Origin of the sequence: Trueperella sp. LYQ141 (assembly GCF_046599555.1) — a bacterium.
Lineage (GTDB): Bacteria > Actinomycetota > Actinomycetes > Actinomycetales > Actinomycetaceae > Trueperella.
Window position 1 is genome coordinate 227264 of the sequence record NZ_JBKIWQ010000004.1, and the last position, 13501, is coordinate 240764.

Consider the following 13501-nt stretch of genomic DNA (forward strand, 5'->3'; position numbering starts at 1 on the left):
AAAACCTTACGGAGCGTTCGGGGACTCAATCTTGAGTTCACCGGACTTGATCTGCTTCGTCAGATTCTCCAGCTCGGACTTCAGCTCAGCCGGAACCTTGGAATCGAAATCGTGGAACGGAGCAATGCCGACGCCATCATTCTCCAACGTTCCCACGTACGGGGAGTTGGTGAACTTGCCCTCAGCAGCATCCTTGATAACGCTCTTAACTGCCTCAGGAATTTCCTTCATGACGGAGGTCAGAACGATCGACTTGTAATCCGGCGAGGAAACGTACCAATCGGTATCCACACCGATGATGTAAGCATTTCCAGCTTCCTTGATCGCAGCAGCGGCGCCAAGACCAACCGGGCCAGCAACTGGCATGATGATGTCTGCACCCTGATCGAGGAACTGCTGAGCCTGCTGCTTGCCGAGTGCCTGATCGTCGAACGTATTGGTGAACGAGCCCGTCTGCTTTGCCTTATCCCAGCCAAGAAGCTTGACGTTCTTGCCCTTTGCTTCGTTGTACTTGGCAACGCCATCAGCAAAGCCGTCCATGAAGATCGACACGGACGGAATCTGCTTACCACCGAAGGTAGCAACCGTTCCCGTCTTGGTCATACCAGCGGCCGCGTAACCAGCAAGGAACGCCGCCTCAGCGGTGTTGAAGATCAACGGACGAGCGTTCTTCAGATCGCTGGAGAACGTCGAATCGACCAAGCCGTAGTTGATGTCTGCGTTCTGCTCAGCGGAGGCGTGGATGGCAGCTTCAAGGTTGAAGCCAACGCCGATGATGATATTACAGTTATCGGAAACCATTGCCTCAACGTTCGGCACGAAGTCCGAATCAGAGGAGGACTCAGCAGTTCCTGACTTAATACCGAGTTCCTTGACCGCCTCATCCAGACCGACCTTAGCCGATTCGTTGAACGAACGATCATCCCAGCCGCCAGCATCCGAAACGATACATGCTTTGAAGTCTTTGCCCTCTGCTCCCGATCCGCCTTCGGATCCAGAACCAGAGCCACCCTTATCTCCTCCAGAGCACGCAGTCAGACCCATAGCCGTCACTGCAGCAATAGCGGCAAATTTCTTGAAATTCTTCACGAATTTACTCCTTCGTACGGGTTTTCCCATCACATCCTCTGTGATGTACCACCACAACACAATAACGCTTTGCGGGCGTTTTGTCGCGTGAAGTTGGGAAGATTCATCATACTCTTCTCAGCCTTCATACGCACTAAGTTTACCGAGATCTACGAGGTAACGAGCAATTAACATAAAAATTGCAGGTCACTATTCGATAACAATTCGGGTGCTTGCTTTACGTTTTGGGCATTTCGGCGAGTCGTCACCATGATGACGTCATCCATTTCCACAACAACAGCGTCATCTACCCCGACCACAACCACAGGTTTACCCTGGCTATACGCCAAAGTGCCGCTACAGCCCACCTCTATAACGGAATCACTCATCTGTTGCGCCGCTGCCGCGTCATGCATTATCACATCGCGCAACGAAGCAAAATCTCCGACGTCAGACCATCCCATCTCAACCGGGACAACGGCTACCCCGCCAGCGGCTGCTAAGGGCTCAGCAATGGCGTGGTCAATGGCAATCCTTTTCAACCTCGGCCAATACTGCCCCATCACCGCCTCACGCTCCGCGGAATCATACTGCACTGCAATTGCTTCCACATCCGCCGCCATCTGCGGTTCAAAACGCGCCAATGCGTCCAATAAGACGCGAGATCGCGCCACAAACATCCCAGCATTCCACCGATAGTTACCGCTCGCAAGATATTCACGCGCAGTTTGAGCATCTGGCTTTTCCGCAAAGGCCTGCACCCGTAATACCCGCGCTAGACCGGCTATCGGCTCGCTAGCCCGAATATACCCAAAGCCAGTCGCTGGAGAATCCGGAGTAATCCCAATCGTTGTGACGTATCCCTGATCGGCTGCCGCGCAGGCATCACGTACCGCACGGTGAAAGGCCGCAACATCGCTAATGAGGTGGTCAGCCGCAAAGGATCCCACCACAACATCGCCGTGACGCTGTCGAATAACCGCAGCAGCCAAACCAATGGCCGCCATGGAATCCCGAGCTGAGGGCTCAACCAACACCTCAACATCTGGTACTTGCTCCCGCACCGCCGACGCATGTGCCTCTCCGGTTACTACCGTGATCGTCTGGGCAATCGGCTGGAGGCGATCCACCGTCTGTTGTAACAACGTGCGCCCACACCCCGTCAGATCCGCTAGGAATTTCGGGCAGGTGCGCCGCGAAAGTGGCCACAACCGCGTTCCGGCTCCACCGGCTGGAATAATCGCGTGGAATTGCACTACTTATCGTCCTCCTCAATAACAATATCTCCCCGACGAATCCCCGCTAACTGCGCATTGGTGGTATGGCGAGTATCGGCGTAGAACGCATCCCAGGCGCCCCGACGGTAATCATCACGGACGATAGCTAACTGCGCCTCAGCCTGCGTCACCCGTTGTTTTGCCGCAGCAATACGCTTGCGGGCACGACGCTCACGCCATCCTGACCAATCCGGAATAGGATCTTCTCGCGGTTCGGGACGATCCGGCGCAATAACTCCAGTGCGCGGATCAAAATTCCACATCTTCGTCGTAATATCCGATTCCGTGACGTAGTTCGGTCGGTCCTCCAAATGCTCTATCTGGCTCGGGGTTGGCTTGCCCGGAGCCGGCGGATTCGCCGTCACCGCAGCAGATAGCAGAATAATGCGAGCCAAAAGGTTAACCCACAGCAGCAACGTGGCGATAGCAGCAAAGGGGGCAAGCAACTTATTATCTGATACCGACGAGGCCACTGACGTTCCTAGATAGCGCAAGACGCCCGAACCAATTGCCCCAACTAAACCGCCGATAACCAGATCGCGCCGCAGTGGGCGCACCCCCGACATTACCCGTATCAAAAAGACGACAACGCCGAAATCAATCGCCGCCGCAACCACATAGGACACCAGCGTCAGTAGCCAGGTCGAGGCATCACGTGAGATCCCCAAAAACGCCAGAATCGGCCCGGCGAAGAATCGTGCCGCCGAAACGACCACCGTGGCAAGAACTACTCCGCCTCCCATCACGATGAGTCCGGATAGATCCATCAGTTTTGCCACGACGAAGGAGCGGCGCGGTGCGCTCAACCCAAACATCGCCAAGATCGAGGATCGCATTCCACTCATCAATGAGATTGACGACCATAACAAGACCAGTAATGCCACGATACTCGGCAAGGTCAGCGGGCTATCAACAATCAAGGAATCCGGGTCCAATAACCCGTTAGGGTTTGCATGAGTCTTTAACACCCCTGGCAAGGATGATTCAATTGAGGAGAACAGACCCTCACGCAGTTCCGTATTTCCCCCCAATACATAGGAAAACACTGTCAAGCCGACGGTCAATGCACCCGCAATCGAGAACATTGCCGAATAGGCGATACCGCCGGAGATTAACGCTCCGCGGGCATTGCCGTATCGCTGGAAAGCCCGCACAATACGCAGGCGCATAATCCAGTTCAAATAGCGTTGTGCTTTCTTCACCGCGATGGGCGGATCGGAGGGCTTGCGGATATGAACAGTCTTAGCCATGTTCTCGCGTCTCACTTCGTTTCTCAGAGGGTGTAGCTCATAACCAGCGGGGCATGATCTGACCAGCGGGAAGCATAATCTGGCGCGCGATCTACTCGCGCTGTCTGTGCGGCGGCGGCCAACTGCGGGCAGACCATCTGATAGTCAATGCGCCAGCCCGCGTCGTTATCAAAGGCTTGACCCCGCTGTGACCACCAGGTATATGGGCCTTGCGCGTCGCCTACAAGGCGGCGATGGGCGTCAACATATCCTAATTCCTCAAACCATTTCGTCAGGTAAGCAATCTCCGCATCAAGCACACCAGCGGTCTTATTGTGATTGGATTTCCAATTCTTGATGTCGCGTTCGGTATGCACGATATTGAAATCACCGCCTACCAATACATGTGACATCCCCGTTGCGGATTCCCTCAGCTCTTGTAACCGCTGCGTGACGCGATCGAGATGCGCATATTTAGCAGCCATCTTTTCTTCCTGATCAGCAATCCCAGAATGTAAATATGCACTGACGAAAGTGGTATCAAATTGCGGAATATCCGCCTCGATCCAACGCCCCGTATCCACCGGCGGTTCCGCGTCAGCCACCGCTAATCCTGTGGGCAGCCCGTAGCGAATCTCCCCCACCTCAATGCCGTGCGCCACCGCGATTGCCACGCCGGCACGGCCTTTCAATTGTGAAGGATGCGCGTACATTGTGTAGCCAGGCGCAGTGAGCTCTGCCAAAATATCCTCTGGAGCACGCACCTCCTGCAATAGCAGAATATCGGGAGTTGCCTGCGCTACCCATTCATGCATACCTTTGCGTACCGCAGCGCGGATTCCATTGACGTTTACAGTTGCAACGCGCATATTACCTCCGATGTTCCTTTGCCCGATAGCCTACGTTGCCTAAAGAGAAATTTCGATCTTAATAGGCTAGCGGCGATCGGAAATATTATTGCGGGCGAGGTCCACAACATTAGCGAGGAGCATAGCTCGCGTCATCGGCCCTACACCTCCCGGATTTGGCGAGATATATCCGGCAACCTCGGCAACCTCAGGATGGACGTCCCCCACAATTCGGCTAGGAGTACCGACCGCACAATCAGCCGCAATCCGAGTAACCCCGACGTCAAATACTGCTGCCCCAGCTCGCACCATAGCGGCTCGCAACAGATGGACCGCACCCGCTGCCGCAACGATAATATCTGCCGACCGAGTATGCTCAGCTAAATTCCACGTGCCAATATGACACGACGTAACAGTTGCGTTCACCTGCTCATGGGTGAGCAATAGACTCAGTGGACGCCCGACGGTTTGCCCTTGCCCGATGACGCATACGTGTGCGCGATCAAATTGCACACCCCCGCGTCGGCCTAATTCCACAATCGCCCGCGGAGTACACGGCAGGATCGGCGGTAATGCACCGGCTGCTGTTGAGGCCAGACGCCCAAGATTCATCGGGTGCAATCCGTCTGCATCCTTGTGCGGATCTATGGCTTCGAGGATACGGCGGGTTTGACCGGGATCAGGAAGCGGTAGTTGGACGATGAATCCGGTACATTCCGGGGCATTGTTCAGATCGCGAACCGCTGCCAAAATATCAGCAACACGGGCCTGCGCCGGCAGATCAATACGCAAAGACTCAATTCCTACGTCAGCGCAATCGCGATGCTTACCACGAACATATACATGCGAGGCAGGATCATCTCCAACCAAAATCGTTCCTAATCCTGGATAACATCCAAGTTGCTGTAAACCGCGCACTTGTGCGCGCAGCTCCTCTTTAACAACGTAGGCTTCCCGACGCCCATCCAGGATTCGAGCGGTCATGCTAATTGATCCAAGCCGTCATACAACGGGAAAGCGTCAGCTAATGCCGCAGTTCTGGCCCGCAAAGCAGCAATATCAGCGCGTGCTCCAGCGCATAAGGCTTCAGCAATGACGTCGGAAACCTCAGTAAATTCTTTCTCGGTAAATCCGCGCGTGGCCAAAGCAGGAGTTCCAATGCGCAGACCGGAGCTGACGGTAGCAGGCCGTGGATCAAATGGCACAGAATTGCGATTAACAGTAATCCCCACTCGTTCCAATAATTCCTCGGCTTCGCGCCCCGTCATATCGCTCTCGCGCAGATCTACAAGAACCAGATGCACATCTGTTCCTCCGGTCACGACGCTAATTCCGCGCGCTTGACAATCGAGAGCCATAAGGCGCTCTGCCAAGATTCGCGCTCCAGCCAGCGTTCGACGTTGCCGATCACGGAATTCCTCGCTGGCGGCAATCTTCAACGCGACTGCTTTTGCCGCAATGACGTGCATCAGTGGTCCGCCCTGTTGACCAGGGAAAACCGCCGAATCCAGCAGCTTTCCAAAGCGTTCCTTATCGCGAGACAGAATCATGCCGGAGCGTGGCCCGCCCAGAGTCTTGTGAATCGTGGTAGTTACCACGTCAGCGTAAGGCACCGGATTCGGATGCAAACCAGCGGCAACCAGACCCGCAAAATGCGCCATATCCACCCACAGGTATGCTCCCACCTCATCGGCGATCTCACGAAAAGCCGCAAAATCCAAGTGGCGCGGATAGGCAGACCAGCCCGCGATCAACAGCTTTGGTCGCGATTCTCGAGCGACCCGCGCAACCTGGTCAATATCAATTCGGAAATCAGATTCACGCACCCCATAGGAGACAACCTGATAGTTACGCCCAGAGAAATTCACTTTCATGCCGTGCGTCAAATGCCCGCCGTGCGCTAACTCCAAGCCCATGATGAGATCTCCGGGGCGCACTAACGCATGGTAAACCGCCGCATTCGCTTGCGCTCCCGAGTGCGGCTGAACGTTGGCGTATTCGGCGTCAAATAGCTGGCAGGCACGTTCAATGGCTAGCGATTCCGCCACGTCAACGGCTTCGCATCCCCCGTAATATCGCCGCCCAGGGTACCCTTCAGCGTATTTATTCGTCAGGACTGATCCTTGGGCTTGCAATACGGATCGCGGCACGAAATTCTCCGAGGCAATCATTTCCAAGGTTGCCCGCTGACGGCTGAGTTCGTCTTGGAGTACTGCTGCGATCTGCGGATCAACGTCACGAATTGACTTCATATTAAAATTCATCGGTACTCCTTGCGCATACGAGCAGATGGCGGTCCTTAGTTAGTGTATCTCAGCGAGCGTGATGACGGAGATTCTCGCAGGTGCTGCCCGCGCTCAGCGCGCCCAATCGCAAGGAAAATAAGCTCCCGCTGATTAATATGTAGCGCTTAATATGCGGTACTGATCTTTTATGCACTGTCGAGATAGGTTCAGTGACGTTAAGTGACGTTAGATATTTTCCGACGATGCCTTTGCCGTATGCAGCGCGTATCGGCAGTATCTGCTCTCCTGCTGATGAGCTAGGGGTATCATTCAACACTTATCACCCAGATAGGCTGGGCATAGTGTTGGGGTCGGCACGCAAGCGCGTCCCGACCCCAACAGCTCTACATACAGTCTTGTTACCTGCACATAACTGCTACATAGCGCTACTTGATTAAGCCCAAAGCACGAACTGCCTCAAGTTCTTCTTGCGCTGCAGCAATGTTGCGCTCGATACCGATTCGGCTGGCCTCGGAGATCTCCAGACCATCAACGATCTTCCATTCGCCACCCTCGGAGGTTGCCGGGAAGCCGAAAATCAGACCTTCTGGAACACCGTAGTGCGAACCATCAGAGTAAACACCCGGCGTCACCCAATCGCCTTCCGGCGTGCCGTTGACCCAATCAAAGACGTGATCGATTGCGGCCGATGCAGCCGATGCCGCTGACGAAGCTCCGCGAGCTTCGATAATTGCCGCACCGCGCTTGGCAACCGTCGGAACGAAGTATTCATTGACCCACGCCTCATCAACGAGCTCGGTTGCCGGCGTGCCCTTGACCGTCGCCCAGGTGATATCTGGATGCTGATCGGCGGAATGGTTACCCCAAACCGTCATCTTCTTAATATCGGTGACCTTAGCGCCCGTCTTTTCTGCGAGCTGAGAAATTGCTCGGTTGTGATCCAAACGCATCATCGCAGTGAAGCGCTCCTTCGGAACATCCGGAGCGTTGCGCATTGCGATAACCGCATTCGTATTTGCCGGATTACCAACGACGAGGACGCGAATATCGTCTGCCGCGTGATCGTTGATGGCCTTGCCTTGCGGGCCGAAGATGCCGCCGTTTGCTTCGAGCAAGTCAGCGCGCTCCATCCCCTTAGTACGTGGACGCGCACCAACGAGCAGACCTACGGAAGCGCCGTCGAATGCCTTATTGGCATCGTCAAAGATATTGATCGAGTCCAACAAGGGGAAAGCTGAATCGTTCAGCTCCATTGCGGTGCCTTCGGCAGCTTTCAGACCTTGCGGAATCTCAAGCAGGTTCAAGCGAACCGGAACGTCAGCGCCGAGCAATCCACCCGAAGCAATGCGGAAGAGCAGGGCGTAGCCGATATTTCCGGCTGCGCCGGTAACGGTAACTGTTACTGGAGACTTTGCCATGTAACTAAACTCCTTTGTTGGTTCCCCAGGCAGATCAGACTGTGGTCAAACCTGTCAGTATGAGCGGCGAATTCGCCGATACCGTATCTAGTCTAACGCGATCAGATCAGAAAAACTGTTCCCTTGGTCCGATGTTCACCCGCCGCGCAGTGCAATTGCGGCTATTACTTTGCGATTATTATCTTGCGACCGTTAATCCGCGAGCGCATATCCGGTAGCACAACACGTCCTGCCTCAGCCCCATAGTTTGGCTACTGCGCCCCACATGCACACGTGTATCGGCGCCCTAGCGGCGAAGTAAAAGAATAATAATTGCCTACTAACCGCATACATAAGCGGTGGTTGCCACCCGAAATGCATGGCAACCACCGCTATATAAATGGTCTGCGCCCTCGCTATCGCAAGGTTATCCCCCACTACTTATCGCGATGCGCCCGATAATAATCAATCAGCCCTCTGGTAGATGCGTCCTGCTCGGCAAGCGCCTGCGGATCACCAGCAATCGCACCCGTCAATTCTTTTGCCATCTGTTTGCCGAGTTCGACTCCCCACTGGTCAAAGGAATCAATCCCCCAAACCGCACCTTGCACGAAGGTAATGTGCTCATATAGCGCGATCAACTGCCCGAGCACACAAGGCGTCAAAGTTGGAGCCATAATCGACGCAGTTGGCTTATTTCCGGGGAACACGCGGGCACTTACTAGATCCTCTGGCGTCCCCTCGCGGCGCACTTCCGCTGCCGTCTTTCCAAACGCCAAGGCTTTCGTCTGGGCAAAGAAGTTCCCTAAGAACAGCTCATGCTGATCGGATTGACCGTCACACAGTGGATACTGCGGCTGAGCGAAAGCAATGAAATCAGCCGGAACAAGCTGCGTTCCTTGATGAATAAGCTGGTAGAAGGCGTGCTGCCCATTCGTTCCCGGTTCTCCCCAGAATACCTCACCCGTCTGGGATGTTACCGGAGTGCCATCCCAACGCACTCGCTTACCGTTCGACTCCATTGTGAGCTGCTGCAAATATGCCGGGAAACGGTGCAGATACTGCGAATATGGCAAAACCGCATGAGTGGGAGCAGCCATAAAGTTGACGTAAAAAACGTTCAATAATCCCATGAGTAGCGGCACATTATCTTCCGGTGCGGCTGCCAAGAAATGCTCATCCATCATCCGGAAACCAGCAAGGAATTCCTCAAAACCCTGCGGACCGATCGCCATCGCTAAAGATAATCCCACTGCTGAATCAACGGAGTAGCGCCCGCCGACCCAATCCCAGAAGCCGAAAGCGTTCTGCGGATCAATACCGAACTCTGCCACCTTTTCCAGATTCGTTGACACCGCAACAAAGTGCTTCGCCACTGCCCCGTCGGTGCTGATCCCTTGCGCCTTGAGGCTATCGAACAACCAAGTGCGAGCTTGACGGGCATTCGTCAACGTCTCCAAGGTGGTGAAAGTCTTGGAAGCAACGATGAACAGTACCGTCTGCGGATCAACTCCGCGTAGTTTCTCGCCGATGTCCGTCGGGTCGATATTCGATACGTATCGACATTCCAGACCATCTTGCACAAAGGGACGCAAGGCTTCATAGGCCATGACCGGCCCTAAATCCGAACCACCAATACCAATGTTGACGATCGTGGTAATGGGTTTACCAGTCACCCCGCGCCATGCCCCGCTACGAACCTGATCCGCACAGGCATACATCCGATCCAGGACCTCACGCACGTCAGCGACGACGTTACGCCCATCAACAACCAGCTCATCGTCAGGTGCTCGGCGCAATGCGGTATGTAAAACCGATCTATGCTCAGTGACGTTGATCTTCTGCCCACAGAACATCGCTTCCCGGCGAGCCGGCAAGCCAACTTCCTCTGCCAGATCCAACAATGCCGCTTTAACGTCGGCAGTTAAATAGGATTTGGATAAATCAACATAGAGATCTCCGGCACTAAAGGTAAAATCCGAAGCTCGGTTCGGATCGGTAAACCAGGACCGAAAATCGACAGTTAGTTCCTTGCTCAGCGCTGTTAAGCGCTCCCACGCAGCGGTGCGCGTGGCATCAACAGGTGCAGACATGACACTCCTCAGTGTTTCTTCACAGCGTAGCTAGTCTAGCGCGTTATGGCGCCCACAAATATGAGAGTATGGGAAGCAATGAGTTCGAGTAAGGGAGTTATCGTGACCGAACAGTCATCACCTGCATCCTCACAGGTTAAGATCGGTGTTTTAACGTCCGGTGGCGACGCACAAGGCATGAACGCTGCAGTTCGTGCTGTTGTTCGCACCGCCTTGCAACTAGGCGCTCAGCCTTACGCCTTTTTTGAGGGCTGGCGTGGTCCGGTAGAGGGTGGCGACCTCATCAAGAAGATGGAATGGTCAGATGTATCCTCCACAATTAATCGCGGCGGAACCGCAATTGGAACGGCCCGTTCTGAGGAATTCCGGCAGCGTTCCGGGATTAAGAAAGCCGTGCGAAATATTGTTGCCCACGGGATTGACCGCCTTGTCGTTATTGGCGGCGATGGCACGCTCTCCGGTGCTGACGAGCTGCGAGAATTGTGGCCTGAACTGTTAGAAGAGCTGGTTGCAGAAGGGGAAATCTCTGCCGAGGTGGCTCATACCCATGCCAAACTCCATATCGCTGGCGTGGTTGGATCAATTGATAATGACCTTGTGGGAACCGATATGACGATCGGGGCAGATTCTGCACTGCATCGCATTATCGACGCCATTGACGCCATTGCCGCAACGGCAGCTTCCCATCAGCGCACGTTCATTATTGAAGTGATGGGCCGACGCTGTGGCTATCTGGCGTTGATGAGTGCTATCGCCGGGGGCTGTGATTATGTGTTTATCCCGGAGCTACCCCCAGAAGAAGGCTGGGAGCAGGGCTTATGTGACAAACTTCGGCGTGGGCGCGAAAACGGCCGACGGGATTCGCTGATTGTCGTCGCCGAAGGAGCCACGGACCGCCAGGGCAATCCGATTACTGCCCAGCAGGTCAAAGACGTTCTCAGCCAGGGACTTGGCGAAGATGCCCGTATCACGTCCTTAGGTCACGTCCAACGCGGTGGTACTCCCTCGGCATACGACCGCTGGATGCCTACCCTATTGGGATACACCGCAGCTTGGGATATGGTCCACGCGACCGATGAGAGCGAACCGACAATCATTGGCACGCGCCACAATAAGATCATTCGTCTGCCCATGATGAAAGCGGTGCAGAATACCCGAGCCGTCAAAGAGTATCTCGCCAGTGGAAACTGGCAGGCCGCTATTGATTCTCGCGGATCTGGCTACCGAGACATGATTAATTTATTCGAAACGCTCTCCTCGCCCGAAGCCCCACAGCGGCAAGAGAATTCGCCGCGCGTCGGTATTGTTCACGCGGGCGGGCTAGCGCCAGGAATGAATCCGGCTGCGCGGGCAGCAGTCAAATTGGGGATGGATCGCGGCTACACGATGGTCGGCGTTGAGGGCGGTTTCCCTGGTTTACTGGATGGGAAGATTCGCGAGCTAGCGTGGTCGGATGTTGAAGGCTGGGTAGAGGACGGAGGCGCGGAGCTAGGAACTCGGCGTACCATTCCCGAGCTCGATCAGTATTACGCGCTCGGGCGCGCCATCGAAGAAGCCCGCCTGGATGCACTCCTGGTTATCGGCGGGTTCAAAGCCTACAAGATGGTGTATAACATGCTTGCAGAAAGCTCCCGCTATCCGGCGTTTAAGATCCCGATGGTGCTCGTTCCGGCTTCTTTGGATAACAATTTACCGGGCTCAGAGTTCTCTATTGGCGCCGATACGGCCTTGAATTTCAATACGGAGACGATTGACCGTATCAAACAGTCCGGTTCCGCATCACGGCGCTGTTTCGTCGTGGAAACAATGGGGCGCAAGTGTGGATTCTTAGCGTTGATGAGTGCGCTAACCACAGGAGCTGAACAGGTCTATCTGTATGAAAACGGGATTAATTTGGCGCAGTTGGCACAAGATACGGCCAAGATGATCCGTTCATTCCAATCTGGACGCCAGTTCTACCTGGTGGTGCGCAACGAGGACGCATCAGAGTACTACAACACGGAATTCTTGCGTGCCATCTTTGAAGAGGAAGGCGGAGATCTATTTGATGTTCGGGCCACCGTCCTCGGGCATGCCCAGCAGGGCGGCAATCCCTCTCCTTTTGATCGGACCTTGGCAGTGCGTTACGTCAATAAGGCCATGCAGGTCCTTGACGAGCAGCTCAGCAGCGGGAAATCAGGCATGTATCACGTAGGGATGATTGACGGATCGCTGGAGGCGCGCCCAGTGGCGCATATGAATGAGCTCATTGATATGGAAGAACGCCTCCCCTACGATCCGTGGTGGCTATCTTTGCTCAATGTCGTATATGTCGTCTCCGATCATAATGCTGACGGCGAGCTGGAGCAGTTGAGTATCGTCACCGAGGAGTAAACCGCAGCGGATAGGCTGTTGCCGGCGGGTGGGTGTCTATAATTTTTCCTAGACACCCACCCGCCATTTTCTTTGGCCCGCCACATTTGCACTCTGCCCTTGCCTATCGCCATCACGCCGCTTAGCATGGCTCGCCTCTTATCCAGCGCGTATCTGCCGCACTACTCCAAGGGCATATGCACCCCGTAGATACTGCGCCCTACTCGCCGCGTTTCCCTGATCCTTTACATATTTTCTCTCCCGAGTTTTAGCGGCGTGCTGCACCTACCACGGCTGCCTAAAACCTTAGCTAAAGTGGCAAGCCATAGACCGCACACATCAGCACAACAGGTATCCCTGCTAATCCGTCTTTTCTAACAGAAGTAAGCACATATTCATGCAGGATCAGCTTCGTAGCCTGAGTAAACTCAACTTAGCTGCATCCCCAGCTCACTAACATTAGCTAACATAAATCGCTTCTTATCCAGCGGGTATCTGCCGCACTACTCCAAGGGCATATCGCTAAGGGCAGCTCAACCACCGCAAATGTGGCGGACATTAAGACCATACACGGATCTGTATATATCAGCAGCACACCGCCTGGACTCCCCTGCCCTTGCACCAGCTAGATATGCGGGGTATTGCCCCAGTGCGCCAAGATAAGCAAAATCACCGCAAAACCGAGGTACATCGTCGCATCGAGGGAACGCCGCCGAATCCGCGGGATATACCCGTCGGGCAAAATAATTCGCAGTACTGCCAGCACAACCATCGTCATCGCTAACGCAATGCTCGCCGTTGCCGCACCCCACTGCACAGCGATCAAAATGAGCACCACAACCCAACCGAGCAGCACCGCGTAATACCACACCGTCGGGAACTTGCGGGCACGCGCATCTCGGCGCGATCGCCACCGCGCAATCGCCTCCCGCTGTCGGCTCATTGTGGAATGTGGTTCAGTATTCATCTCCCCATAGCCTAGCTGCATTAC

At 54.7% G+C, this 13501-nt stretch carries 10 protein-coding genes; 1 reads left to right on the forward strand and 9 read right to left on the reverse strand.

Annotation, left to right across the window (positions count from 1 at the left end):
- Window positions 1-6: 6 nt before the first annotated feature.
- The 8 genes from ACLHIJ_RS04680 to pgi form a co-directional block, all read right to left on the reverse strand.
- Window positions 7-1089 (reverse strand): BMP family lipoprotein, encoded by a 1083-nt coding sequence (locus ACLHIJ_RS04680; RefSeq protein WP_411296762.1) that lies wholly within the window; start codon window positions 1087-1089, stop codon window positions 7-9.
- A gap of 167 nt (window positions 1090-1256) precedes the next feature.
- Complete coding sequence (locus ACLHIJ_RS04685) at window positions 1257-2324, reverse strand: mannose-1-phosphate guanylyltransferase (RefSeq protein ID WP_411296761.1); 1068 nt, start codon at window positions 2322-2324, stop codon at window positions 1257-1259.
- Window positions 2324-3595: a YihY/virulence factor BrkB family protein gene (locus tag ACLHIJ_RS04690; RefSeq protein WP_411298563.1), complete on the reverse strand. Its 1272-nt coding sequence runs from the start codon at window positions 3593-3595 to the stop codon at window positions 2324-2326. Before ACLHIJ_RS04690 ends, ACLHIJ_RS04685 begins: the two co-directional genes overlap by 1 nt.
- A gap of 23 nt (window positions 3596-3618) precedes the next feature.
- The gene (locus tag ACLHIJ_RS04695) at window positions 3619-4443 is read right to left on the reverse strand and encodes an exodeoxyribonuclease III (RefSeq protein WP_411296759.1); all 825 of its coding nucleotides are present in this window, start codon (window positions 4441-4443) and stop codon (window positions 3619-3621) included.
- A 66-nt stretch (window positions 4444-4509) separates the two neighbouring features.
- Window positions 4510-5406, reverse strand: a complete 897-nt coding sequence (locus ACLHIJ_RS04700; protein ID WP_411298564.1) for a tetrahydrofolate dehydrogenase/cyclohydrolase catalytic domain-containing protein — start codon at window positions 5404-5406, stop codon at window positions 4510-4512.
- Window positions 5403-6686, reverse strand: coding sequence for a serine hydroxymethyltransferase (gene glyA / locus ACLHIJ_RS04705; RefSeq protein ID WP_411298565.1), 1284 nt, complete (start codon window positions 6684-6686; stop codon window positions 5403-5405). Before glyA ends, ACLHIJ_RS04700 begins: the two co-directional genes overlap by 4 nt.
- A 407-nt stretch (window positions 6687-7093) precedes the next feature.
- A complete protein-coding gene (locus ACLHIJ_RS04710; RefSeq protein WP_411296756.1) occupies window positions 7094-8086 on the reverse strand; it encodes a malate dehydrogenase in 993 nt (330 codons plus the stop codon).
- 416 nt (window positions 8087-8502) lie between these two features.
- Entirely contained in the window at window positions 8503-10158 is a 1656-nt protein-coding gene (gene pgi / locus ACLHIJ_RS04715) for a glucose-6-phosphate isomerase (protein ID WP_411298566.1), read from the reverse strand.
- A 78-nt stretch (window positions 10159-10236) separates the two neighbouring features.
- On the opposite strand from pgi, the gene ACLHIJ_RS04720 reads away from it, so the two are divergent.
- Window positions 10237-12531, forward strand: a complete 2295-nt coding sequence (locus ACLHIJ_RS04720; RefSeq protein WP_411296754.1) for a 6-phosphofructokinase — start codon at window positions 10237-10239, stop codon at window positions 12529-12531.
- Between the two features lie 604 nt (window positions 12532-13135).
- On the opposite strand, the gene ACLHIJ_RS04725 is transcribed toward ACLHIJ_RS04720, so the two are convergent.
- Window positions 13136-13477 (reverse strand): DUF3017 domain-containing protein, encoded by a 342-nt coding sequence (locus tag ACLHIJ_RS04725; RefSeq protein ID WP_411296753.1) that lies wholly within the window; start codon window positions 13475-13477, stop codon window positions 13136-13138.
- Window positions 13478-13501: the final 24 nt, after the last annotated feature.

Excerpts from the sequence above, each read along its gene's own strand:
- pgi (WP_411298566.1), bottom strand. The coding sequence starts at position 10,158 with ATGTCTGCACCTGTTGATGCCACGCGCACCGCTGCGTGGGAGCGCTTA.
- ACLHIJ_RS04690 (WP_411298563.1), bottom strand. The coding sequence starts at position 3,595 with ATGGCTAAGACTGTTCATATCCGCAAGCCCTCCGATCCGCCCATCGCG.
- ACLHIJ_RS04695 (WP_411296759.1), bottom strand. The coding sequence starts at position 4,443 with ATGCGCGTTGCAACTGTAAACGTCAATGGAATCCGCGCTGCGGTACGC.
- ACLHIJ_RS04720 (WP_411296754.1), top strand. The coding sequence starts at position 10,237 with ATGAGTTCGAGTAAGGGAGTTATCGTGACCGAACAGTCATCACCTGCA.
- glyA (WP_411298565.1), bottom strand. The coding sequence starts at position 6,686 with ATGAATTTTAATATGAAGTCAATTCGTGACGTTGATCCGCAGATCGCA.
- ACLHIJ_RS04725 (WP_411296753.1), bottom strand. The coding sequence starts at position 13,477 with ATGAATACTGAACCACATTCCACAATGAGCCGACAGCGGGAGGCGATT.
- ACLHIJ_RS04700 (WP_411298564.1), bottom strand. The coding sequence starts at position 5,406 with ATGACCGCTCGAATCCTGGATGGGCGTCGGGAAGCCTACGTTGTTAAA.
- ACLHIJ_RS04710 (WP_411296756.1), bottom strand. The coding sequence starts at position 8,086 with ATGGCAAAGTCTCCAGTAACAGTTACCGTTACCGGCGCAGCCGGAAAT.